The 22552-nt window shown below is 64.1% G+C and carries 23 protein-coding genes, 1 pseudogene and 1 riboswitch; of the genes and pseudogenes, 16 read left to right on the forward strand and 8 right to left on the reverse strand.

Going from position 1 to position 22552, the window contains the following annotated elements; all coding sequences use genetic code 11:
* Positions 1-235: 235 nt before the first annotated feature.
* The 7 genes from DMX11_RS02160 (at position 236) to DMX11_RS02190 (ending at position 7772) form a co-directional block, all read left to right on the forward strand.
* Entirely contained in the window at positions 236-1564 is a 1329-nt protein-coding gene (locus tag DMX11_RS02160) for a hypothetical protein (protein ID WP_110742968.1), read from the forward strand.
* Positions 1565-1596: 32 nt separating this feature from the next.
* Positions 1597-3828, forward strand: coding sequence for an Ig-like domain-containing protein (locus DMX11_RS02165; RefSeq protein WP_110742971.1), 2232 nt, complete (start codon positions 1597-1599; stop codon positions 3826-3828).
* A 15-nt stretch (positions 3829-3843) separates the two neighbouring features.
* A complete protein-coding gene (locus DMX11_RS02170) occupies positions 3844-4317 on the forward strand; it encodes a curlin (RefSeq protein ID WP_110742972.1) in 474 nt (157 codons plus the stop codon).
* Positions 4318-4333: 16 nt separating this feature from the next.
* Entirely contained in the window at positions 4334-5779 is a 1446-nt protein-coding gene (locus tag DMX11_RS02175; RefSeq protein ID WP_110742973.1) for a curlin, read from the forward strand.
* 188 nt (positions 5780-5967) lie between these two features.
* Positions 5968-6615, forward strand: coding sequence for a DNA oxidative demethylase AlkB (gene alkB, locus DMX11_RS02180; RefSeq protein WP_110742976.1), 648 nt, complete (start codon positions 5968-5970; stop codon positions 6613-6615).
* 169 nt (positions 6616-6784) lie between these two features.
* Positions 6785-7072 (forward strand): hypothetical protein, encoded by a 288-nt coding sequence (locus DMX11_RS02185; protein ID WP_110742979.1) that lies wholly within the window; start codon positions 6785-6787, stop codon positions 7070-7072.
* A gap of 85 nt (positions 7073-7157) precedes the next feature.
* Complete coding sequence (locus DMX11_RS02190; protein WP_110742981.1) at positions 7158-7772, forward strand: Yip1 family protein; 615 nt, start codon at positions 7158-7160, stop codon at positions 7770-7772.
* Between the two features lie 19 nt (positions 7773-7791).
* Here the strand turns inward: DMX11_RS02190 and DMX11_RS02195 are convergent, their stop codons facing one another.
* The 5 genes from DMX11_RS02195 to DMX11_RS02215 form a co-directional block, all read right to left on the reverse strand.
* Entirely contained in the window at positions 7792-8052 is a 261-nt protein-coding gene (locus DMX11_RS02195; RefSeq protein WP_110742984.1) for a DUF1652 domain-containing protein, read from the reverse strand.
* A 186-nt stretch (positions 8053-8238) separates the two neighbouring features.
* The gene (locus DMX11_RS02200; RefSeq protein WP_110742986.1) at positions 8239-9165 is read right to left on the reverse strand and encodes a DNA-3-methyladenine glycosylase; all 927 of its coding nucleotides are present in this window, start codon (positions 9163-9165) and stop codon (positions 8239-8241) included.
* Between the two features lie 129 nt (positions 9166-9294).
* Positions 9295-10161 (reverse strand): pirin family protein, encoded by an 867-nt coding sequence (locus DMX11_RS02205; RefSeq protein WP_110742988.1) that lies wholly within the window; start codon positions 10159-10161, stop codon positions 9295-9297.
* 94 nt (positions 10162-10255) lie between these two features.
* Positions 10256-11128 (reverse strand): alpha/beta fold hydrolase, encoded by an 873-nt coding sequence (locus tag DMX11_RS02210; protein ID WP_110742991.1) that lies wholly within the window; start codon positions 11126-11128, stop codon positions 10256-10258.
* Positions 11129-11149: 21 nt separating this feature from the next.
* On the reverse strand, positions 11150-11770 hold the full coding sequence (locus DMX11_RS02215; RefSeq protein ID WP_110742993.1) for a LysE family translocator: 621 nt from the start codon (positions 11768-11770) through the stop codon (positions 11150-11152).
* Between the two features lie 133 nt (positions 11771-11903).
* Here DMX11_RS02215 and DMX11_RS02220 point away from each other — a divergent pair, with 133 nt between their 5' ends.
* From DMX11_RS02220 to DMX11_RS02255, 8 genes are all read left to right on the forward strand, one after another.
* On the forward strand, positions 11904-12383 hold the full coding sequence (locus DMX11_RS02220; protein ID WP_110742996.1) for a GNAT family N-acetyltransferase: 480 nt from the start codon (positions 11904-11906) through the stop codon (positions 12381-12383).
* Positions 12384-12495: 112 nt separating this feature from the next.
* Positions 12496-12718: riboswitch (cobalamin riboswitch) on the forward strand.
* A 93-nt stretch (positions 12719-12811) separates the two neighbouring features.
* Positions 12812-13000 (forward strand): CbtB-domain containing protein, encoded by a 189-nt coding sequence (locus tag DMX11_RS02225; protein ID WP_110742999.1) that lies wholly within the window; start codon positions 12812-12814, stop codon positions 12998-13000.
* A gap of 13 nt (positions 13001-13013) precedes the next feature.
* A complete protein-coding gene (locus tag DMX11_RS02230; protein WP_110743001.1) occupies positions 13014-13700 on the forward strand; it encodes a CbtA family protein in 687 nt (228 codons plus the stop codon).
* Positions 13700-14086 (forward strand): cobalamin biosynthesis protein, encoded by a 387-nt coding sequence (locus DMX11_RS02235; RefSeq protein ID WP_110743003.1) that lies wholly within the window; start codon positions 13700-13702, stop codon positions 14084-14086. The genes DMX11_RS02230 and DMX11_RS02235 overlap by 1 nt, the downstream gene beginning before the upstream one ends.
* 35 nt (positions 14087-14121) lie before the next feature.
* On the forward strand, positions 14122-14874 hold the full coding sequence (gene cobM, locus DMX11_RS02240; protein WP_110743004.1) for a precorrin-4 C(11)-methyltransferase: 753 nt from the start codon (positions 14122-14124) through the stop codon (positions 14872-14874).
* Positions 14875-14940: 66 nt separating this feature from the next.
* A complete protein-coding gene (locus DMX11_RS02245; RefSeq protein ID WP_110743005.1) occupies positions 14941-15183 on the forward strand; it encodes a DUF1272 domain-containing protein in 243 nt (80 codons plus the stop codon).
* A 219-nt stretch (positions 15184-15402) separates the two neighbouring features.
* The gene (locus DMX11_RS02250) at positions 15403-16017 is read left to right on the forward strand and encodes a response regulator transcription factor (RefSeq protein ID WP_110743006.1); all 615 of its coding nucleotides are present in this window, start codon (positions 15403-15405) and stop codon (positions 16015-16017) included.
* 12 nt (positions 16018-16029) lie between these two features.
* Positions 16030-19299, forward strand: a complete 3270-nt coding sequence (locus tag DMX11_RS02255) for a transporter substrate-binding domain-containing protein (protein WP_110743007.1) — start codon at positions 16030-16032, stop codon at positions 19297-19299.
* Here DMX11_RS02255 and DMX11_RS26355 read toward each other — a convergent pair.
* From DMX11_RS26355 to DMX11_RS02265, 3 genes and pseudogenes are all read right to left on the reverse strand, one after another.
* Positions 19274-19768, reverse strand: a complete 495-nt coding sequence (locus DMX11_RS26355; RefSeq protein WP_371105382.1) for a methyl-accepting chemotaxis protein — start codon at positions 19766-19768, stop codon at positions 19274-19276. The two genes, DMX11_RS02255 and DMX11_RS26355, sit on opposite strands and share 26 nt — an antisense overlap.
* A 42-nt stretch (positions 19769-19810) precedes the next feature.
* Positions 19811-20629: pseudogene (locus DMX11_RS26360) on the reverse strand (PAS domain-containing protein); the annotation flags it as partial.
* A gap of 109 nt (positions 20630-20738) precedes the next feature.
* Entirely contained in the window at positions 20739-21758 is a 1020-nt protein-coding gene (locus tag DMX11_RS02265) for a LacI family DNA-binding transcriptional regulator (RefSeq protein ID WP_110743009.1), read from the reverse strand.
* Positions 21759-21965: 207 nt separating this feature from the next.
* Here DMX11_RS02265 and DMX11_RS02270 point away from each other — a divergent pair, with 207 nt between their 5' ends.
* On the forward strand, positions 21966-22505 hold the full coding sequence (locus DMX11_RS02270; protein WP_110743010.1) for a gluconokinase: 540 nt from the start codon (positions 21966-21968) through the stop codon (positions 22503-22505).
* The last annotated feature ends 47 nt before the right edge of the window (positions 22506-22552 follow it).

Genomic DNA, 22552 nt, shown 5'->3' on the forward strand with positions numbered 1-22552 from the left:
AAGCGATGAAGCCTTGCAGGTGCCCTGGCCCTGACCGGGTTGGAAATGGCTGCCCCAATCCCCCAACCTTGGGGAACGCTGCCCACCGGCAACACGCGGGTAGCAGCCCTGCCGAAAAACCGCACGCCCCGTTCTACAAGGCCTGCCAAGCAATTATCAGGTTTTGGCACAGCTCTTGCCGACTACCTCCCAGACGCCCCAAGTCCATGGGCCCGTTTGCAGGAGGAATTGACTCATGCACCGACCGATACCCCACCCGCTGGCAGTGGCGATTTTCGCCGGCATGCTCCAGCTCCCGGCGCAGGCTGCCTTGAATGCTGTCGATCCAGGCGCCTATGTCCCCGCCAACGGTGGCTTTCCCGCCTGGTACCAGGACAGTCACGGTCGTACCCTCGACCTGTGCCTGACCAAAGCGGTCAGCTCACGTGTAGCCGGCGCACCCGGCGCCCCGTCGTACATGTGCACACTGTTGCCCACCCCCGGCGTGTTCGACGATACCCAACCCATCGTGTTCCCCACCAACTTCCCGGACGAAGCGTTCTGGTTCACTGCCGACGCCGCCATTGTCGATGCCACCCGCGGTATCGACCTCAGCTATGGCACGGCGATCGAAGCGGCATTTGCCGCCGAGGAACCGGTCGAAGGCGACCAGGTCAGCTTCGCCCGGGTACGCATCCGGGTAGACGTGCCGACCGCCGGTACCTACGTCATCACCCACCCGTACGGCGTCGAGGTATTTGACGTTCCCGCCGCCGGGCGCCGGGCAATCAACATGACCCGCGACATCGGCATCGCCGGCGCGGGCGACTTCACCGGCGCCCTCAAGGGTGACGTCGGGCCGTTCCTGCGCAGTGTCAATGGCCCCTACACCGAAGGCAGCGAGCGCTTCATTGGAGACCCGAACCTGGAAGAAAGGGTCACCGGCAGCCCGTTCAACACCAACTATGTACGCATCGAAGGCCCGGGTGGCATCGACCTGCGCACCGAGCTGTTCTCGATCTCGGGCAAGCTCTCGCCCGTCGCCCTGCCGACCCCGCTGATGCCACAGCGCAGTACGTATTCACGGCACAGCGAGAACGACGACCTGCGCGCCCAGCAGGATATCTTCGTGATGGCCCCGCCGCCGCCCGCCAGCGTCACCCTGACCAGCCAGACACCCAACCTCAACCTCACCGAGGCCAACGGGACCGGCGCCTGGTACGCCCAGTCGGCGCTTAACCCCGCCGCTGGCACCCTCGTCACGCTGACTGCCGACAACAGCGTGGCCATCCCCACCAGCAGCCTGACCACCAGCAACCTGCCGCTGACCGACCTGGTCACCATCACCCAGGCGCAGTACCGCCTGTCCACCGGCGAACTGACCCTGGTCGCCAGCACCAGTGACGAAACCACCCCACCGGCCCTCACCGCTCATACCGGCAACGGCACGTTGATCGGCAACCTGGGCGGCAGCGGCGCGGTGAAGACGTTGAGCACGACCCTCTCGCCCATTCCGCCGGCCAAGGTGCAAGTCACCAGCGCCAACGGTGGTAGCGACACCGAAGACGTGGTGCTGGTGCCATGAACAGACAAAGGCTCAGCCTTCAAGGAGGCAGCATGAACACTTGGTCGCGCCGTGCGCTGTTGGCCGCCGGTTTCTCCCTCACCGTTACCAGCGCCGCGTTTGCCGCGCTGTCTGATGTCGACCCGGGGCCCTACACCTTCGCCACCGGTGGCTACCCAATGTGGTACAAGGACGGTCTGGACCAGTCCTTGGAGCTGTGCCAGTCACGCGCCACCAGCACCCGGGTGCCGGGCACCCCGGCTGCCCCGTCCTACATGTGCACCCTGCTGCCCGAACCCGGCATCTACGATGACGCGCTGCCCCTGGTGTTCCCCGACAACTGGCCGCCGGAGATGTTCTGGTTCCTGGCCGAAGCTACCATCCCCGCCGTCGGCAACAGTGGCTACGAGCTCGATGCCTACGTCGCCGGCCTGGAAGCGGCCTTCGCCGCCGAAAACCCGGTAGACGGCGACCAACAGAGCTTCGCGCGCATACGGATCCGGGTTTCGGTACCGACTGCAGGCGTCTATACGATCACCCACCCCTATGGTGTGGAGACGGTCAACGTCGCCACGCCCGGGCGGCGTGCGATCAACATCACCCGCGACGTCGGCATCGGCGCTCCCGGCAACTTCACCGGGGCCCTCAACGGCGCCCTGGGGCCATGGCTGCGCGGCGTGGGCGGGCCCTACACCGAGGTCAACCCCGACACTGGCGCCAGCGAAACCTTCATCGGTGACCCAAACCGCCCTGAAGCCGTGGTCGGCAGCCCGTTCAACACCAACTTCATCCGCATCGACGGCCCTCCCGGGCGGATCGAGACGGCACTGTTCACGGTCTCCGGCAAAGTGCTGGACCAGCGCGCGCAAACGCCGGTATCCCTGGAACGTGCTACCTACTCACGCAATGCCACCGGTACGCGTACCGAAGTGTTCGCCAAGGCCCCCAAAGAGGCCAGCCTGTGCATGCGCAACGGTATCGCCTTGGTCGGCATTCCACCTTCGCCCTGCCAGTTCACCCTCACCGCCGACAACAACGGGCTGTTCTTCCACCAGCAGCCCGGTACCGACGCACCGCCAACGGTGGTTGTGGTCACCGCCAGCAACACGGCGGCCGGCACCCAGCCGACCGCGCTGTCGAGCAAGCTCACCGACGTGGTCAAGGTCAGCACCGCACGCTACGACTGGGCCAACAAGCGCCTGCTGATCGAGGCCAGTTCCAGCGATGAAGTGGCGATCCCGGACCTGCTTGCCCAAGGCTATGGCCGCATGTCCAAGTCGGGCACGCTGCAAAGCCTGACCGTCAACGACGTGGCGCAGCCACCGGCCACCGTCACGGTCAAGTCCGCACGCGGCGGTAGCGATGTCGAGCCGGTGATCGTGGTCGGCAACGCGCCGGTCGAGGCTGCCAACCAGCCGCCGCTGGCCCAGGCCGATATCGGCAGCACCAGTGTCGGAGTACCGATTACCCTGAACCTGCTGCAGAACGACAGCGACCCGGACGGTAACGTACCGCTGACCATCAGCGACCTCACCCAACCAGGCACTGGCCTGGGCGGGGTGGTGCTCAACGGCACCACATCGATCACCTACACACCGCCAGCCGGCGCCACGCAACCGCTGGTAGCCACCTTCAACTACCAGGCGATGGATGCCAAAGGCCTGAAGTCGACACCGGCCACGGTCACCATCAACGTTGCGCCTAACCAGGCACCCACCGCCAACCCGGAGACCGTCGCTACCCTGGGCGTACCACTGACCATCAATGTGCTGGCCAACGATACCGACCCGGAAGGCAACCTGCCGTTGGCCGTGGCGACCGTCACCCAGCCAGCCGCCGGCCGTGGCACGGTCAGTACCGACGGCGCCACGGTGACCTACACCCCTCCGGCCACCGTGACCACTGCCTTCAGCACCACGTTTACCTACCAGGTACGCGACTCGCTCGGCGCGCTGTCGACGCCGGGTACGGTCACCGTCAACGTGTCGCCACGGCCTGCCGCGGAAACCTTCACAGTCACGGCAGCCACGGTCACGGCGCGCTCCAACAACCGTTACAACTGGGACATCAGTGGCACCTCATCGGTGACTACCGGCAACGTCGTTACCGTGCGGGTTACCACCACCACCGGCGTGCAGACCCTGGGCACCACCACCGTCCCGGTCACCGGCCGCTGGCGCCTGGCGGTCAGTAACAGCACCACGATAATCCCGACCGCCGCGCCGACGGCGACCATCACCACCAGCACGGGTACCACCCGCACCGTCAACGTGGTCGTGCAGTAACGGCGGGGTAACGCGATGAAACGCTTGTATCCAGTGCTGCTCAGCCTGGCCCTGGTGGGCCAGGCCAGTTGGGCCGACGACCTGATGGACAATGCCGACCTTGCACCCGGCAACGACCTCGGCGAACCGGTGATCATCCGCCTGCTGCCGGTCGGCGCTGGTCAGGCCGCGGTGATCGAGCAGCAAGGGTCGGGCAACCGCGCCGCCCTCGACCAGAACGGCCAGGCCTTGCTGGGCCGTATCGTCCAGGCCGGCGGTGCGCAGGAAGCCTACATCCTGCAAGAAGGTAGTGACCTGATGGCCAGCATCAGCCAGCAGGGCAATGGCAACAGCGCGTCGATCCGCCAGAGCGGCAGCAGCAACAGCGCTGCCATCGAGCAGATCGGCAACGACAACAGCGCCAGCATCGTGCAGTCCGGCTCGGGCCTCAACAGCTCCGTGACCCAGGCTGGCAATGGCCAGCATGTTCAGATCACCCAATTCCGATAGACCTGGAGGCACCACCATGTACAAGCTCGCTCCCTTAAGTGCCGCTATCGTTCTGGCCTTGGCAGGCCAGGCCATGGCTGCTGACAGCACCTCGTCACAGACCCAGGACGGCAAGGAAAACATCGCCGAGGTCAGCCAGACCGCTGCCCCCTTTGCTTCAGCCACCCAGAACCAGACGGGTAAAGGCCATAACCACCTCGCGGTGCAATCCGAGAGCACCAGCGACATCCAGCAAAGTGCCAATGGCTCGTACAACGCTGGGTACGCCGAGCAGCTATTCGAAAACGGCAGCCAGATAACCCAGCAGGCCAGCGGTAACTACAACGATGCCTTCGCCAGCCAGTCGTTGGGCACCAGCAACGAGGCCCTGCAAACCCAGCAAGGCGCCGAGAACCGCTCGACCGTGTGGCAGGACAGCCAGGAAGGCAGCAAAGCCACCACCTGGCAATCCGGCCAACGTAACGAAGCCTTCGTCGAGCAGACATTCGGCGGTACCAATAACCGCAGCACCGTCAACCAGACCGGCCAGGACAACTACGCGGCGGCAGAGCACCTCAACTACATCGATGGCGATATCCAGGTGTACCAGGATGGCCGCGAAAACTGGGCCTACGGCGACCAGCGCGACGGCACCGGCGGCACCATCGGTATTGGCCAGTACGGGACTGGCAACTCGGTCGAAGTGTGGCAGGACAACCAGCTTGGCAGCCAGGCCTCGGTCACCCAATCAGGGCAGCTCAACGAGGGCTACATCGACCAGAGCTTCGGTACCGACAACAAGGTCAGCCTTGCGCAACAAGGCCGCGCCAACGCCAGCTGGTCGGACCAGTTCGAGACCAACAATTCGAACACCACCATTACCCAGACCGGCAACAACAACCTGCACTACACCTACCAGAATGGTGAGAACCTCAACCTGACCATCAACACCAAGGGCAATGGCAACACCATCACCGCCAGCAACTGGAAAGGCGCGAAGATGGGTGGCCAGTTCGGTACCAACCAGACCGCCACCATCAACCAGAACGGCAACGGCAACGGCGTGAACCTGACCCAGAACGGTGAAAACCATGTGGCCACGCTGAACCAGAAAGGTACCGGCAACCAGATGCAGACCAAGCAGGCCGACAGCAACAACGAGCTGTACTTCGAGCAGAACGGTACCGACAACATCCTGATCGCTGACCAGCGCGGCACCGATAACTATGCCTACGGCAATAGCCAAGGCACCGGTAACGCGATCAACCTCGACCAGTCGGGCTACAGCAACCAGAGCTATACCAACCAGCTGTACGGTGGCGGCAACGAAGCCACCATCAAGCAGACTGACAGCATCAACGTCGCCTACGTGACCCAGGGAGGCCAGGGCAACCAAGCGTTCGTCGACCAGAGCGGTATCGCGCAAACCGCCACTATCACCCAGCTGGGCAGCGCGAACATGGCCACTGTGACCCAGAAGTAAACCTCTCCCCCCTTGAACCGCGGTGCTCCTCTCCCTGGTGCCGCGGTTCCTTTTTCTGGGGCTCGACAAACGACGGCCTGTTGAAGCAACCCCGTGCGGCGAACGTGGTGTAATGGTCGCTGATCCCGCGAATAGGCCAGGGGCTGAAAGCGCATTACAATTGGCCTACCAGAACCGATGCCCTGTCCATGATCCAGTCCGACCTTGACCTGTTCGGCCACCAGCCGCAACGCCTGGCCAGCCACACGGTGCTGCTGCCGGGCTTCGCCCTGGCCGAAATCGAGCCGGTGCTCGATGCCCTGCGCCCGGTGCTGCGCGCCGCCCCATTCCGCCACATGCACACCCCGGGAGGCTTGCGCATGGCGGTAGGCCTGACCAACTGCGGCGCACTGGGCTGGGTCAGTGACGAACAGGGCTATCGCTACAGCGCCAGCGACCCGCTCAGCGGCCAACCCTGGCCCGCCCTGCCCCAGGTTTTGCTCAGCCTGGCCGCCCGCGCCGCCGCCATGGCGGGGTTCGATGGCTTCGTCCCGGATGCCTGCCTGGTCAATCATTACCTGCCCGGTACCCGTCTGAGCCTGCACCAGGACCGCGACGAGCAGGACTTTGGCCAGCCCATCGTTTCGGTGTCGCTGGGCCTGCCAGCGGTGTTCCTGTTCGGCGGCTTGCAGCGCGCCGACAAGGCCCGACGCGTACCGCTCAGCCACGGCGATGTACTGGTGTGGGGTGGCGAAGACCGCTTGCGCTTCCACGGCGTGCTGCCGGTCAAGCCAGGCGTGCATCCGCGTCTGGGCGAGCGGCGCATCAACCTGACCTTGCGCAAGGCCGGGCCCTGAACAAGGTCGGTCATGTGCCGCTCGGCGCAAATACGATGAACGCTCATGAAACATGTTGAACATCTGCGCCAGGCAAGCTTCAAATGATAAGCCGCGCCTTACTCTGCCTGGAGCCAGCCATGCCCAATCCGCCCAGCCTGTCGAACCGCCGCAACGGAGCCCCGCGCTGATGAAGATGCCCGGCCGTGCACCCAATGCCTCGTTGCAACTCGATTACGTACGCGACACCTTGTTCGGCCCGGTGGCGCAGAGCGTGGAATGCGAGTGCCAGCTGGCCCCGCTCAACCTGCAAGGCCGCCCGGCACTGCGCCTGCATATCTGCCCGCCATTGCCCGATAAAGTCGACCGTGCCCACAGCATGGCGTTCATGTGGGACGGGCGCAGCTACCACGGTGTAGTCCGCGACAAAGGCAAATGTGGCGACGGCGGCCTGAACCTGCTGCTGGAGCTGCAGTAAGCCGATCAACGGCGACCATCCCGGCTGAACCGGCTGCGCGCAGCCTGGCTCCATAGCAAAAGGGCCACACCTGCTGGAGTACGCCATGAACAGTCCGTTGCTCAAGCTCTTTACCCACCCGGCCGACGCTTGGCTGGAGATCCGCCGGGCCGAGGAAGATCACCCACAGCAATACCTGCCGCGCCTGCTGATGCTGGCGCTGATCCCTGCCGTATGCCTGTTTGTCGGCACCACCACCTTTGGCTGGAGCCTCGCGGCCGAGGAGCGGGTACGTCTGAGCATGGGCAGCGCCGCGCAACTGGCGGGGCTTTTGTATGCCTCCACGGTCATCGGCGTGATGCTGATGGGGGTGATCATCCGCGGGATGTCACGCGGGTTCGATGCGCAACCCAGCCTAAACCAGTGCATCGGCTTCGCCGCCTACTGCGCGACACCGTGGTTCTTTGCCGGGGTGGTTGGCCTGGTGCCGATTCGCTGGGTGGCGTTCACTGCGCTGCTGGCCGCCTCGGCCTATGCCAGTGTTTTGCTGTATGGCGGGTTGCAGACGTTCCTGCGGCTGAAGAAAGAGCAGGCCATGCTATTCGCGACATGCGTCTGGGGCGTGGGCTTGCTGGTGATGGTGACCATTCTGGTCGCGATGATCCTGTTCTGGTTCAATGGCCTGATGCCAGAGTATGTACGCCCGGCCAGCCTGGGCTGACCGGGGCACGCGGGCGCATTCAGGCAATTGCCTTGACCGGCGTCGGGCGGGTGTCACGCAGCGCATGCAGTTGCCCGACCAGGTTTACCACGTCACGGCAACTGTTGAGGTTTTGCAACGGGATTTTGTGAAGCGTCACACCCTCGTCAAGACTCTGGCCCTGGCCGAGGCGGATGGTCAGGTTGGTGCCGTCCAGGCAGCTGACTTCACAGCGATCCGGCAGGCAGGCCTGCTCGATCATCTGCCGCATCTCTAGCATCGAAACTCCAATCAACGACATGGTACGACCCTCTCTGTGGGATGGCCTGTTGTGTGGAAGTACGCCTTTTTCGGGCGGGGCGCCAATTGATAATGCCCATGCCCTGTTGGCCGTCCATGCGCCAGGGCAATGATCATGCGGGGAATCCTCTAGCACCTTAGTGGAAGATCGCTCGCCACGGCTGGGTGTTCGAATGGAATGGCGAACTTAGCGACGAGTGGTCCCAACAGGACTCAGCGATGCCCACAGGTGCTGTGCCGCGTAGGCCCGCCAGGGGCGCCACGCCAGTGACCGTTCGGCGAGCCGAGCCTGTTCACCTTCGAGCAGGCGCAATGCCTTGATCAGGGCCACGTCACCCAACGGCAAGGCATCGGCTGCGCCAGCCTGGCGCAGCGCCAGGTACTGTGCACTCCAGGGGCCGATACCTTTCACCCTGCACAGGTTGCTCAGCAGGTCATCCAGCATTTGGCCGGGACGCAGCAGCCCTGGTGCAGCAAGCAAGGCATTGGCCAGGGTGCCGAGGGTCGCGGCGCGCGCCCTGGGCATACCCATGTTTTCGAACTGCGCAGTGGCCAAGGTTGCCAATGCCGGGAACACATGGCTCAGGCCCGTCGCGGTAAAGCGCAGGGGCACGCCGTGGCGCTGTACCAGGCGGCCAGCCAGGGTCATGGCGCCGGCTACGCTGATCTGTTGGCCCAACACCGTACGCATGGCTTGTTCGCACGCGTCCCACCCTTGTGGCACGCGCAGGCCTGGTCGGTGATCGAGCAAGGTTGCCATCAAAGGGTCCCGCGACAGATCGGCACGGATGCGCGCGGGATCGGCGTCCAGGTCGAACACCCGCCTCAGCTTCGCGATCAGGCCTGGTAACGCCGATGATGGAACGCCTTCAAGATGGATACGCAACTGGTCGCGCACAGGGGTGGCATGCAGCACAGCGTGGCGGCCAGCGACGACCAGCGTGCGGCGATAGGTGCCGTCGTCGCAGGTCTCGATGCCAGGGATACAGCGGGCGGCGAGAAAGGCCAGGGTCGAGGGCCAGTGGTACGGGGCACGGTAACGCAGCCACAGGGTGTGGTGGCTGAGGGTGGTGGACGACCGGCGCACGGCGTGCAGGGTTGATAGCTTGGGCATGGGCCGATCATGCCAGAAATGGCCGGGGGCCAGTTCCTGTTCAAGGGCGCCGGGGCGCGCCGGGTCCCAGACGCGAGGCAAGGCCGCGGCCCCAGGTAAACGCGGATCCCTGTGGCAGCGGCCCAGTTTTCAACCCTGCACCTGCCCGAAGCGCCCGGCATGGAAGTCGTCGAACGACGCGGCGATTTCCGCCTGGCTGTTCATCACGAACGGGCCATAGCCAACGATCGGCTCATCGATCGGTTCACCGCTGAGCAGCAGCACACTGGCACCGTCCAGCGCTTCAATGCTCACGTTCTCACCTGCCCGGTCCAGCAACACCAGGCAGGAAGGCCCGGCCTCGCGCTCGCCATTGACCCGCAAGTTGCCGCGCAACACCACCAACGCCGCATTGCGCCCGCCGGCCACCGGCAGTTGCAGGTTGGCGCCAGCGTTCAGCCGCAAGTCCCAGACATCCATGGGGGTAAAGGTGCGCGCCGGCCCTTGATGGCCACGGTAGTCACCGGCAATCACCCGCAGGCTACCGGCACCCGCGTCCAGTGCCACCACCGGGATATCATTGGCCAGTAACGTCTGGTAGCCGGCCGCTGCGCGCTTGTCTCGCGCCGGCAGGTTGACCCACAGCTGAACCATCTCCAGCGTACCGCCACTGTTGGCAAACCCCGGGGAATGAAACTCTTCATGGATGATGCCATTGGCAGCGGTCATCCACTGCACATCCCCAGGGCCGATCAAGCCACCCGCCCCCGTCGAGTCACGGTGTTCCAGTTCGCCCTGATAGACGATGGTCACTGTCTCGAAGCCGCGGTGCGGGTGCTGACCAACGCCGCGGCGGGCATGGGTTGGGGCGAAATCATGCGGGCCAGCATAGTCCAGCAGCAGAAACGGGCTGATGCGGCTGGCCAGGTTGTCGTATGTGAACAGGCTGCGCACCGGAAAGCCATCACCCACCCAATGGGCGTGAGGGCTGCTGTAGGTACCCAGGATCTTTTTCATGAGAAGGCTCCTCTTGGCTGGGATAACCTTATCAATGATGCCAATGTATCGATAGACAGAAGAAACAGGCCAGATCGTTCCATGGATGGAACAGTCAGCGCTGCAAGAAATTCAGCACCTGCTCGGCAGCCATCGCCGGGTCTTCCTGCATGAAACAGTGCCCCCCGGCGACCTGTTGCGCACTGACATGCCTGTTGAGTGCCGCCAATCGGTTGACCGAACGCGGCACGAACGGGTAAGTATGCTCGCCATACAACACCCGCGTCGGCGTGCGGATTGCGCCAAGGCTGGCCCACATGCGCGTTGGGAACGAGCTGAAGATTTCCACCTCACGGCTGGGTCGACACTTGAGCACCACGGCTTCGCCACAGTCGCCAATGGCATGCTCCACGTAGGCCTGCAGCGCCGCATCGGTCCAGCCTTTGAAGATGCCACGGCCGTGCAGCGATGCCAGCGCCGCTTCACGGTCAGGCCAGTGACTGCGCCGGCCGGCAGCCTTGCGCGCCAGCGCATGGCGCTGGTGCAGGCCGACCAAGGCGGCCGCGCCCATCACCCCGAGCATGCGCCGGCTGAACAATACCGGGTCGAGCAATACTGCACGGGCGAACAACTGCGGGTCGCTGGCCAGGATCAGCCCGGTCAGCACACCACCGAAACTGTGGCCAACGGCAAAACGCGGTACCTCGCCGTACTCGCCACGGCCGGCTTCAAACGCCTCCACGGCCAGCGCAGCGGTGCGGTTCCAACCCCGAAACACCCCGCCGTGGTCGCTGTCACCATGGCCTTGGACATCACACAGCCACAGGTCGAAATGCTCGCCCAGGCGCATCAGTAACGGTTGGTAGGCCAGGCAGCAGAAACCATTGCCATGCAGGAAATGCAGCAACGGCTTGCCACTGGCCGGCGTCCGCCAGCCACGCAGGGTGAAGCCTTCGGCGCATTCGTGGGACCAGGGAATCAACTGCATGGGTTCGCTGTACTCGCAGAACTAGGAGAACGCAGATTCTACAAACAGCAGCGGGTACAAAGAAATCACCAGCAGCAGGGCCATCAGGACATTGAACAGCATCAGCCAGCGGGGATTCTGCAACAGGTTGCGCAGGGCGCTGCCGAACATGACCCATATCCCCACACTCGGCAGGTTGACCAAGGCGAACAAGGCGGCGATCACGATCACGTTGGTGACATAGCCTTGCGCGGGGGTGTAGGTGGTGATCGCCCCGACCGCCATTACCCATGCCTTTGGGTTGACCCACTGGAATGCCGCCGCGCCCCAGAAGCCCAGTGGCTTGCGGGCGCTGGACGAGGCCGTGCCGACCGGCCCTGACGTAGCGATTTTCCACGCGAGGTACAGCAGGTACGCTGCGCCGGTGTAGCGCAGCACCGTATAAAGCGCTGGCCAAGCCTTGAAAACCTCGCCCAGGCCCAGGCCCACGGCCAGGACCATCACCATGAAGCCGCAGCTGATGCCCAAGGCATGGGGGATTGAACGGCGCACGCCGAAGTTCACGCCCGAAGCCAGCAACATGGTGTTGTTGGGACCTGGAGTGATCGAAGACACGAACGCGAACAGCACGAAGGCGGTCAGCAGGTCGGCAGAGGCAAGCATGGCGGGGCATTCCACTTTCGTTATAGGTGCTGTCACACTAACGGAGTCGCCCCCACTGCGACCGATACAGTTCCATTAAAATACGCAGATACACATCACTGTATCGTTATCGTGAATCAAGGAAGCCGTCCTCATGACCCTGACCATTCGCCCTGCCCTCCGTACCGATGCCGAACAGATTCTGGCCTTCATCACCGAACTGGCCGAGTACGAACGTGCCCGCCACGAGGTGGTCGCCACCCTGGCTGACATCGAGCACAGCCTGTTCGACGAGGGCAGCACGGTGCACAGCCTGATGTGCGAACGCGATGGCCGGGCAATCGGCTATGCCGTGTATTTCTATAGCTACTCGACCTGGCTCGGACGCAGTGGCATCTACCTGGAAGACTTGTACATCACGCCCGAGCAGCGCGGTGACGGTGCTGGCCGGCAATTGCTGCAGCACATTGCCCGCGAGGCGGTGGCTAACAACTGTGGGCGGCTGGAGTGGAGCGTGCTGGACTGGAACGAGCCGGCGATCGGCTTCTATCAGAAGCTCGGGGCCGAGGCGCAGGATGAGTGGGTCCGCTACCGGTTGGAGGGGGAAAAACTGGCCGCCTTCGCCCGGGGTTGATTGGCGAGGGTATGAAACCTGCCTGAAAGCGCTTCAGCTTGATCCACCCTTTCGCAGCACAAGGCCACGCCTGCAGGATCTGGCAATTGACGCCACGCCCGCCCCATGCTCTCCTTATGCCTCGCGTTCAGGTGCCCCTTTGGGGTGAAACGGGAAACCGGTGCGTCGCAGGCCCTCCAACAGGGCCGGACAATGCCGGTGCTGCCCCCGCAACGGTAAGCGAGTGAAACGTCTGTACCACTGTGCCTTGTAATGCGGCATGGGAAGGTGACGTTTTCAAGGAGCCCAGCTCTTCCTCGCAAGCCCGGAGACCGGCCTGGCGTTCATGAACACCCCGCGGTGGGCGGGCGCTGTTGCATTCCCCTGGGCGAGCGTGCCCGGGGCTGCCGCGCTTGCCCATTGCCCACAAAAAAGCAGAGGACCGCGTCATGCCCGTCACCAGCGCCAAGCCACACAGCCTTGCCACCCCCGTTACCCTCAGCCAGCGCGTAGTCATCGCTGTCGGCGCCAGCCTGCTCGGCCTGTGCCTGGTGTATTTCGCCGGTTTCTCGCACATCGAGGCCGTGCACAACGCCGCCCACGACACCCGCCACAGCGCCGCCTTCCCCTGCCACTGACTGAGTACGCCCGATGATCACGCGCATTGCCCGTACCGCGGGCTTCAGCGGGCTGCTTGCGGCCTTGTTGCTGACGCTGTTGCAAAGTTTCTGGGTCGCCCCGCTCATTCTCCAGGCGGAAACCTACGAGTCCTCGGCCCCGGCCGCCCACCACGAACATGGCAGCGAAGCACCTGCCCATGAGCACAGTGCCGAAGCCTGGTCGCCGGAAGACGGCTGGCAGCGCGTACTGTCCACCACCGGCGGCAACCTGGTAGTCGCGGTCGGCTTCGCCTTGATCCTCGCCGCCCTGTACAGCCTGCGCGAGCCAAGGCGCATCGGCACTGGCGCCTTGTGGGGCCTGGCCGGATTCGCCGTGTTCTGCCTGGCCCCGACCCTGGGCTTGCCGCCGGAACTGCCAGGTACGGCGGCTGCCGACCTGGGGCAACGTCAGGCCTGGTGGATCGGCACCGCCAGTGCGACCGCCCTGGGCCTGGCGTTGCTGGTGTTCGCCCGTCACTGGCTGCTGAAGGCGCTGGGTGCGGTATTGCTGGTCATCCCCCATGTGATCGGTGCACCACAACCCGAGGTGCATGAAAGCCTGGCCCCCGAAGCGCTGGAAACCCAGTTCAAGCTGGCCTCCTGGCTGACCAATGCCGCCTTCTGGGTAGCCTTGGGCCTGCTCAGCGCGTGGCTGTTCCGCCGTTCCAGCCAGGCCTGATGCAGGCCTTCTACGCAGGCATCGGTTGTCGCCGGGGTTGCCCGGCGGATACCCTGCACCACCTGCTGCGCCAGGCGCTGGATCACCAGGGCCTGGCGTTGGCCGACCTGCGCGGCATCGCCAGCATCAGCCTGAAGGCCGACGAACCCGGCTTGCAGGCGCTGGCCGAACGCCTCGGCGTGCCTTTGGTGCTGTACCATGGCACGCAACTGCAAGCTTACGCGCCATTGCTCAGCCACCGTTCAGCCGCGGCCCATGCCCACACTGGCTGCTGGGGTGTGGCCGAGAGCGCCGCACTGGCCCTGGCCAGCCAACGACTGGGCACCGCCAGCCTGCTGCTGCCCCGCCAGGTACTGGGCCAGGCGACCCTCGCCCTGGCCTGCTGAACGCTTCATTACCCTCTTCACTGCAAGGATTTTCCATGACCGTCTACTTCATCGGCGCCGGTCCCGGCGACCCGGAACTGATCACGGTCAAGGGCCAACGGCTGATTCGCCAATGCCCGGTGATCATCTACGCCGGCTCGCTGGTGCCTGCCGCCGTACTCGAAGGGCATCAGGCCGACACCGTGATCAATAGCGCCGAACTGCACCTGGAGCAGATCATTGCGGCCATGCACGACGCCCATGAGCGCGGCCAGGATGTGGCCCGGGTACACAGCGGCGACCCTAGCCTGTACGGCGCCATCGGCGAGCAGATCCGCCACCTGCAGGCACTGGGCATCGATTACCAGATCATCCCCGGGGTCACTGCCACCGCAGCCAGCGCCGCCCTGCTCGGCTGCGAACTGACCCTGCCGCAGGTCGCGCAGACGGTGATCCTCACCCGCTATGGCGACAGCTCGCCCATGCCGCCCGGCGAACAGCTGCACGACCTGGCGCGCCATGGCAGCACCCTGGCGATCCACCTAGGGGTCAAGCACCTTGCGCGCATTGTCGACGAGCTGTTGCCGCACTACGGCGCGCATTGCCCGGTGGCAGTGGTACACCGGGCCACCTGGCCAGACCAGGACTGGGTACGCGGCACGCTGGGCGATATTGCCGAGCGTGTGGCAGCCAAAGACTTTCGCCGCACGGCGCTGATCCTGGTAGGCCATGTACTGGGCGATACGCCGTTCGCCGAATCCGCCTTGTACCGTGCCGGTCACGCCCACCTGTATCGCCCAGGCGACTGAGCATTGCCAGCCTGACCACGGGCATAGCAGACTGCGGGTTCCCGCCTGCGTACAGGAGCCATGCCGATGCTGGAATTACGCCCCAACTGTGAATGCTGCGATACCGACCTGCCGGGCGACAGCCCTGACGTGCTGATCTGCTCCTTCGAATGCACGTTCTGCCGTACCTGTGCCGAAACCCGTTTCCAGGGCCGCTGCCCGAACTGCAGCGGCCAGCTGGTGGCGCGCCCAACGCGGGTCGGGCAGGCACTGGCCAACAACCCTGCCTCCACCCTGCGCATCAACAAAGCACACTCAGCCTGCGCGTGATCGGCCACAAGAAAACGACATCACCGCTGCTACAGGGTGATGTTTCCCGTTTTTTGTAGGACTTTTCAACAACAGACGCAGGTACTTTCAACACTTCTATACTCGGCATTACCAAACCTCGGGAATGGTCGTATCGTGCAGCGCTTCCGATAATCCTACTTGCAGACGTATTCCTGAGTGTTCCAGGAAACGGACCACATCCCGACAGGAGTTTTCTTCATGACAACCGTGCTGATCGTCGACGACCACCCCATCGTCCGGCTGTCTTTGCGCATGATGCTCGAACGCGAACGCTTTCAGGTGGTTGGCGAGGTGGGCAATGGCAGTGAAGTGGCACAGGTGGCCCGCGAACTGCGCCCGGACGTCGTCATTCTCGACATTGGCCTGCCAGGGCTGGACGGCATGGAGGTCATCAAACGCCTGCAATGCCTGGAGCCTGTACCGAAGATCATGGTGCTCACCGGCCAGGCCACCGACCTGTACGTACGCCGTTGCCTGGATGCCGGCATCGGCGCCTTCGTCACCAAAGAAGAGGATCACGACGCCCTGCTGTTCGCCCTCAAGGCATTGGTCAAGGGTTATTCGACCTTTCCGCAAATGTCGGTCAACAGCAATTCGCTCGACAGCGAGCCGGTTCGCCTGGCCAGCCTGTCCAACCGTGAAATGGAAGTGTTGCGGCGCCTGGCACGTGGCGAGAACAACAAGAATATCGGCACCTGCATGAACCTCAGCGCCAAGACCATCAGCACCTACCGGGGCCGCATCATGGAAAAGCTCAAGACCGAATCACTGGTGGAAATGGTCGACCTGGCCAAGCGCAACAGCGTCTACTGAGTGCCTAAACCCATGAAGCGCCTGATGGCGAGCGCCCTGGTGACCATCGGCCTGGTCCATTGCAGCGCGTTGCTGGCCGATAGCGAACCCCGCCAGTTACTGGCGCGCTCGGTCAGCGCCGCTGCCCCGCTGGTACTGTCCGGTGACGACCGCCACTGGCTACGACAACACCAACGGCTGGTACTGGGCAGTTCGCGCCCCGACTACCCACCGTTCGAAATCAACGTCAGCCAGCATGACTACGAGGGTTTGAGTGCCGATTATGCCGGCATCATCGGCGAACAACTGGGTATTGCCATCGAGGTACGTCGCTACAACAGCCGTCACGAAGCCATCACTGCGCTGCGCGAGGGGCGCATTGACCTGCTGGGCAGCTCCAACGCCTTCGAGGCCGCGGACGCCCAGCTCACCCTCAGCACGCCCTATGCCGACGACCTGCCGGTGATTATCACCCGTGAAGGGCGCAGCCTGAAGCACACACCCGACCTCGGTGGCCTGCGCCTGGCCATGGTCGATCACTACCTGCCGGCCAGCAGCGTGCGCAACCTGTACCCCAACGCGCAGCTTAGCCTGTACCGCTCGACCCTGGCCGGGCTCGCGGCTGTCGAGCTGGGCGAGGCAGACGCGTACCTGGGCGATGCCATCAGCACCGACTTCATCATCGGCAAGAGCTTTCAGGGTACGCTGAAGATCGATCACTTTTCCCCTGCATCCCCCGAACCCTTCGCCTTTGCCCTGGCCCGCGACAACCTGCGCTTGCGCCAGCTGGTCGACAAGGCGCTGGCGCGCATCAGCGAGAGCGAACGCTTGAACATCCTGCGCCGCTGGAGCAGCGGCAACACCAGCTTGCTGCTACAACGCCACTTGACCGCCCTCAGCAACGAAGAGGAAGCGTGGATTGCCGACCACCCCGTCGTCAGCGTATTGGTCAATACTTCGCTAGCGCCCCTGACGTTCAACGATGCCAAGCACCACCCCAGCGGTATAACCCTCGATCTGCTGAAGCAGATCGCCCTGCGTACCGGTTTGCAATTCAAGCCTGTCGAAAGCACTTCGGCCTCCGCCATGGTCGAGCGCCTGCGCAAAGGTGATGCGATGATGATCGGCGCCTTGGGCTACAGCGCAGACCGTTTGAAGCAACTGCGCTACACCCGGCCCTACCTGATCAGCCCACGGGTACTGGTCACACGCAGTGATCATCCCTCCCCCGCACACACCAAGGCGCTGGGCGGCCAGCGCATCGCCCTGGTTCGAGGATCGCCGCAACGGGCAGCCCTGCAACAACGCTACCCGCAAGCCCGCCTGGTGGAGGTGGACAACCCCCTCGGGCTGATGGAGGCCGTGGCCAATGACCGCGCCGACGTTGCGTTGAGCAGCCATATCAATGCTGCCTACTACATCAACCATGTGTTCAAGGACCGCCTGCGCATCGCCAGCGTACTTGACGACGAGCCGGCCATTGCCGCTTTCGCCGTGGCCGCCGACCAGCCGCAGCTTCAGGCCATTCTCGACAAGGCGCTCTTGAGCATTCCGCCCGAAGAGCTCGACCAGCTGATCAACCGCTGGCGCACCAGCACCCTGGTCAGCGACAGCCCATGGCGCGATTACCGCACCCTGGCCCTGCAGGTGCTGGTGCTGTCGGCCCTGCTGCTGGCCGGGGTGGTGTTCTGGAACAGCTACCTGCGCAAGCTGATCAACCAGCGCACCGAGGCCCAGCATGCGCTGCAGGCCCAGCTGGCGCTGAGCCGCGGGCTGCTTGAACAGCTGCGTCAAGCCAAGGACGACGCCGAACAGGCCAGCCAGACCAAAAGTACCTTCCTGGCCACCATGAGCCATGAAATACGCACCCCGATGAACGCTGTGATCGGTCTGCTGGAGCTGGCCCTGGAAGACTGTCGCAGCGGGCGCAGCGATACCCAGACCCTGCAGACTGCACACGATTCGGCCATCGGCCTGCTTGAGCTGATTGGCGACATTCTCGATATTTCCCGCATCGAATCCGGCCACATTACCCTGCAGCCGGTGCCCACCGACCTGGTCGAACTGGTGCGCGCGACGCTGCGGGTGTTCGACGGTAATGCCCGGGCCAAGGGGCTGCACCTGCACAGCGAACTGCCGTCAGAACCGGTCTGGGTGCTGGCCGACCCGCTGCGGCTCAAGCAGGTCATGTCCAACCTGATCAGCAATGCCATCAAGTTCACCGACCGTGGTGAAGTGCAGGCCAGCCTGCTACTGCCCAAGGTCGCCGGGCACGGCATGCTGACCATCGAGATGAATGTACGCGACACCGGTATCGGGATCAGCCCCGCCGACCAGGCGCGGTTGTTCAACGCCTTCGTCCAGGCTGAAGGGCCGAGGGCCCGGCAAGGTGCTGGCCTGGGCCTGGTCATCAGCCGCACCCTGGCCGAATTGATGGGCGGCGTGTTGACCCTGCAGAGTGTCGAAGGCGTTGGTACCCGGGTACAGGTCAACCTGCAACTGCCCACCTGCGCTGCGCCGGCCCAAGCCACACAGATGCTGCCGCCGGAAACCCGCAGCGAAGCGCTGAACATTCTGGTGGTCGACGACTATCCCGCCAACCTGCTTCTATTGGAGCGGCAACTGCACACCCTGGGGCACCACGTTACCCTGGCGGAGAACGGCGAAGTCGCCCTTGCCCACTGGCAGGCCGGGCGCTTCGACCTGGTGATCACCGATTGCAGCATGCCCGTCATGGACGGGCACGAACTCACGCGCTGCATTCGCGCCCTGGAAAGCGAACGCGGCCTGTTACCGTGCTGGATCCTGGGTGTCACGGCCAACGCCCAGGCCGAGGAACGCGCCCGCTGCCTGGCCAGTGGCATGGATGAATGCCTGTTCAAACCGATCGGCCTGCGCACGCTCAAGACCCACCTGCCTCAGGCCCGCCCCCGGCAACACCCGGCGGTAGCAGGCCGTGGGGCGCTCAACCTGGCCGAACTGCGCCACCTGACTCAGGATGACGAGCAACTGACTCGGCACCTGCTGGAGCAACTGTCAGTGAGTGTTGGCGAAGACCTGGCCACGTTGCGCGCGTTGGGCGCGGATGCCTCGGACGAGGCCGTGCGTACCTTGGCCCATCGCATCAAGGGTGGCGCCAAGATGATCAGGGTGCGCACCGTGGTCAGGGATTGCGAAGCCATCGAACAGGCCCACACAGAGGGTCTATCGACGGTGGAACAGCGTGCGCACCTGGAGGCCAGCCTGCAGGTGCTGCTGGACGAGATGCGCGACGCGCTCAATGCAATTGCAGCGTCGAACTGATCTGGCTGATGGCATCTACCACGTGCCGTGAGCCCTGCTGGATTTCCATGATCACCGTCCCGGCCTCGTTGGCCAACGCCACCCCATGGCCGGTACGGTTCAGGCTCGACTGCATGCTGGCCACCGCCAGTAGCGACAGGTCGTGGTTCTGTCGCACCACATCGACGATTTCCAGGGTGGCCTTGCTGGTGCGCGCCGCCAGGTTGCGCACCTCGTCGGCGACCACGGCAAAGCCGCGCCCGTGCTCGCCGGCCCGGGCCGCCTCGATGGCCGCGTTCAGCGCCAGCAGGTTGGTCTGGTCGGCAATGCCGCGAATGGTCAGCACGATCTGACCGATCACATCTGACTGCTTGCTGACCGCGTCGATGCTGCGCGCCGCGTCGTTCAGTTCCTGAGAAATCTGCTCGATCACCTGCACCGTCTGCTGTACCACCTCGGTCCCTTTGCGTGCGCAGGCGTCAGTCTGCACCGAACTGGCATGGGCGGCATCGGCAGCGCTTTGTTGGGTACAGATCTGGTGGGTGATATCGCTGGCGAACTTGACCACTTTGTAGAGGCGGCCCTTGCTGTCGAAGATCGGGTTGTAGGAGGCCTCGAGATAGACCGTCTGGCCCTGCTTGTTGACGCGTTCGAAACGGTGCGAGTGGTATTCGCCACGGTTGAGCGATGCCCAGAACTCCCGGTATTCGGCCGACTCGCGCTCATGCGCCAGGCAGAACAGCCCGTGGTGCCGGCCGACCACTTCATCGAGCCGGTAGCCCATGGTATCGAGGAAGTTCTGGTTGGCCTTGATCACGCGGCCTTGCGGCGTGAACTCGATCACCGCCATGGAGCGGCCGATGGCCTTGAGCAGGCTTTCACTTTCGTGTTCGAGCATCACCCGCTGGCTGATGTCGGCAGCCACCTTGATCACGCTGGTGACCTGGCGCTGGTCATCCAGCACAGGCATGTAGCTGGCTTCCAGCCAGACTTCGCGCCCGGCCTTGTCCACCCGCTCGAAGGTACCGCTGATGGCCTTGCCCTGCCCCAGCTCGCGCCACAGTTGCTGGTACTCGGCACTTTTGGCGTAGTCCGCCTCACAGAACAGCCGGTGATGCTTGCCCCGCAGCTCGTCGGCGCTGTAGCCCATGGCCTGGCAGAAGCGCTCGTTGGCATCGAGGATGGTGCCGTCGGGCGTGAACTCGATCATTGCCATGGAACGGCTGATGGCGGCCAGTTTGGCCTGTGCATTGGCCAACGCCTGATGACTGCGCTGGATCTCGACCAAATCTGCTTTGCGGTGGGAATCGAACATGACGCAGGGCTCCCTTATGCGCGGTTTTCTGAGCATAGATCGCCGCAGGCGCCGTGCAAGCACAGTGCTATCACTTTGTGACTACTACCTGTTCACCAAATCCCCAGGCCGTTGCGGTCGCTGTCGCTGCGACCTCGCAGGGCCTTCAGGAGCTTTCCCGCACCATCAGCTCAAAACCCAGGTCCTGCTGCGCATTGGCCACCCGTTTGCCATCCAGCAACGCCAGCAACGCCTGCGCCGCGCCCCGACCGACGGCAGCCCGCGGTGTGCGGATCGACGTCAGGCGCGGCACCATGTGGGCCGAAGCCGGCAGGTCGTTGAAGCCAACCATCGCCACCTGGCGTGGCACCTCCACCCCTTGGCGCAATGCCTGCAGCACTGCGCCCTGGGCCAGGTCGTCGTTACAGAAGAAGATACCGTCGACATCCGGGGCCTGCTGCAGCAACTGGCTGAACAACGTACTGCCCAACGCGATCGACGAAGGCTCCGGCGCCAGCACTTCCAGCTCGGCCGCCTGTAGGCCGGCCTCGGCCAGCGCCTGGCGAAAGCCCTCGGCCCGCTGCATCACCCGCGGGTCGAGCTGTGCAGCAATGAACGCAAGGCGCTTGCGCCCGCGCTCGATCAAGTGCCTGGCAGCTGCGCGCCCGGCCTGCTGCTGTGAAAAGCCGACCGACAACGCCCCCGGCTGACCATTGAGTTCCATCATGTGCACACACGGCACACCGCTGGCGGCCAACATCTGCCGGGCCGTATCGCTGCGATCGAAACCGGTCAGCAGCATGCCGCAAGGCTGATACGCCAGGTAGTTGCGGATCAGGTTCTCTTCTTCGGCAAGGTCGTAGTGATAGTTGCCGATCAGCACCTCAAACCCACGCGGGCGCATGACCTCGTGAATCGCCTCCAGGGTGTCGATGAACAACTGGTTGGACAGCGACGGGATCAGCACCACCACCGACTGGCTGCGTGCCGAGGCCAGCGCCCGGGCGGCATGGTTGGCCACGTAGCCAAGGTTCGCGGCTGCGGCAATGACTTTTTCGACTAGCTCCGGCGCGACTGTGCTGACCCCGCGCAGGGCGCGCGAAGCGGTAATCGGGGAAACCCCGGAAAGCCTGGCAACTTCTGCCAGCGTGGGACGACCTGTAGTTCGGGAGCCGGTGCGGGACATGGATGTTGTAATTTTACTACTTGCAAGGAGAGGGAACGGCCACTAAGGTAGCGCTGTCTCAGGACGCAGGCAATGTAATCTTTGGTAGCAGCCATCACGCGCTCGCCACCAGGCGTCCATACTGCGTAAGGACAAGACCAATAACACCGGGGAGGTGGCTGTACGTCTGAGACGAGACAGCGCTATCTCACCCCGCAGGAGGTACTGATGAATTCTCCCCTGTCCGCCATTGTGGTGATGGGTGTGGCCGGTTGCGGCAAAAGCTGCATCGGTGCCGCCATCGCTGCCAGAAGCGGCGGTCGCCTGATCGAAGGCGACGCTTTCCACCCTGCCGAAAACATTCGCAAGATGAGCGCTGGCATCCCGCTGGACGACAGCGACCGAGCCGGCTGGCTGGTGCGCCTTGGTAAAGAGCTGCAAACCACCACCCAGGCCGGGGAGCGTCCCATCCTGACGTGCTCGGCACTCAAGCGCCGCTATCGCGAAACCCTGCGCGAGGCGATGCCAGGGCTGGTGTTCGTGTTCCTCGAACTGACCCCCGCCGAGGCCGAAAAGCGCGTTCTCGCCCGCCCCGGCCACTTCATGCCGGCCAGCCTGATCGATAGCCAGTTCGCGGCCCTGGAATCCCCACGCGGCGAACCGCTGACCCTGGCACTGGACGCCACGCAGCCCATCGATGCACTGGCCGAAGCGGTAGACCGCTGGCTAAAGCACTGCGGTGAGCAGGGCCTGGCGCAAACCGCCTGAACCTGGCGGTTTTCCCGGCTCACCAAAGACAGCGCTACCCCGACCCG

This window comes from Pseudomonas sp. LB-090624, assembly GCF_003205205.1.
GTDB lineage: Bacteria > Pseudomonadota > Gammaproteobacteria > Pseudomonadales > Pseudomonadaceae > Aquipseudomonas.

Excerpts from the sequence above, each read along its gene's own strand:
- DMX11_RS02200 (WP_110742986.1), bottom strand. The coding sequence starts at position 9,165 with ATGCCCAAGCTATCAACCCTGCACGCCGTGCGCCGGTCGTCCACCACC.
- DMX11_RS02210 (WP_110742991.1), bottom strand. The coding sequence starts at position 11,128 with ATGCAGTTGATTCCCTGGTCCCACGAATGCGCCGAAGGCTTCACCCTG.
- DMX11_RS02250 (WP_110743006.1), top strand. The coding sequence starts at position 15,403 with ATGACAACCGTGCTGATCGTCGACGACCACCCCATCGTCCGGCTGTCT.
- DMX11_RS02230 (WP_110743001.1), top strand. The coding sequence starts at position 13,014 with ATGATCACGCGCATTGCCCGTACCGCGGGCTTCAGCGGGCTGCTTGCG.
- DMX11_RS02245 (WP_110743005.1), top strand. The coding sequence starts at position 14,941 with ATGCTGGAATTACGCCCCAACTGTGAATGCTGCGATACCGACCTGCCG.
- DMX11_RS02265 (WP_110743009.1), bottom strand. The coding sequence starts at position 21,758 with ATGTCCCGCACCGGCTCCCGAACTACAGGTCGTCCCACGCTGGCAGAA.
- DMX11_RS02160 (WP_110742968.1), top strand. The coding sequence starts at position 236 with ATGCACCGACCGATACCCCACCCGCTGGCAGTGGCGATTTTCGCCGGC.
- DMX11_RS02185 (WP_110742979.1), top strand. The coding sequence starts at position 6,785 with ATGAAGATGCCCGGCCGTGCACCCAATGCCTCGTTGCAACTCGATTAC.
- alkB (WP_110742976.1), top strand. The coding sequence starts at position 5,968 with ATGATCCAGTCCGACCTTGACCTGTTCGGCCACCAGCCGCAACGCCTG.
- DMX11_RS02190 (WP_110742981.1), top strand. The coding sequence starts at position 7,158 with ATGAACAGTCCGTTGCTCAAGCTCTTTACCCACCCGGCCGACGCTTGG.
- DMX11_RS02270 (WP_110743010.1), top strand. The coding sequence starts at position 21,966 with ATGAATTCTCCCCTGTCCGCCATTGTGGTGATGGGTGTGGCCGGTTGC.
- DMX11_RS02255 (WP_110743007.1), top strand. The coding sequence starts at position 16,030 with ATGAAGCGCCTGATGGCGAGCGCCCTGGTGACCATCGGCCTGGTCCAT.
- DMX11_RS02195 (WP_110742984.1), bottom strand. The coding sequence starts at position 8,052 with ATGTCGTTGATTGGAGTTTCGATGCTAGAGATGCGGCAGATGATCGAG.
- DMX11_RS02215 (WP_110742993.1), bottom strand. The coding sequence starts at position 11,770 with ATGCTTGCCTCTGCCGACCTGCTGACCGCCTTCGTGCTGTTCGCGTTC.
- cobM (WP_110743004.1), top strand. The coding sequence starts at position 14,122 with ATGACCGTCTACTTCATCGGCGCCGGTCCCGGCGACCCGGAACTGATC.
- DMX11_RS02165 (WP_110742971.1), top strand. The coding sequence starts at position 1,597 with ATGAACACTTGGTCGCGCCGTGCGCTGTTGGCCGCCGGTTTCTCCCTC.
- DMX11_RS02225 (WP_110742999.1), top strand. The coding sequence starts at position 12,812 with ATGCCCGTCACCAGCGCCAAGCCACACAGCCTTGCCACCCCCGTTACC.
- DMX11_RS02170 (WP_110742972.1), top strand. The coding sequence starts at position 3,844 with ATGAAACGCTTGTATCCAGTGCTGCTCAGCCTGGCCCTGGTGGGCCAG.
- DMX11_RS02220 (WP_110742996.1), top strand. The coding sequence starts at position 11,904 with ATGACCCTGACCATTCGCCCTGCCCTCCGTACCGATGCCGAACAGATT.
- DMX11_RS02235 (WP_110743003.1), top strand. The coding sequence starts at position 13,700 with ATGCAGGCCTTCTACGCAGGCATCGGTTGTCGCCGGGGTTGCCCGGCG.
- DMX11_RS02175 (WP_110742973.1), top strand. The coding sequence starts at position 4,334 with ATGTACAAGCTCGCTCCCTTAAGTGCCGCTATCGTTCTGGCCTTGGCA.
- DMX11_RS02205 (WP_110742988.1), bottom strand. The coding sequence starts at position 10,161 with ATGAAAAAGATCCTGGGTACCTACAGCAGCCCTCACGCCCATTGGGTG.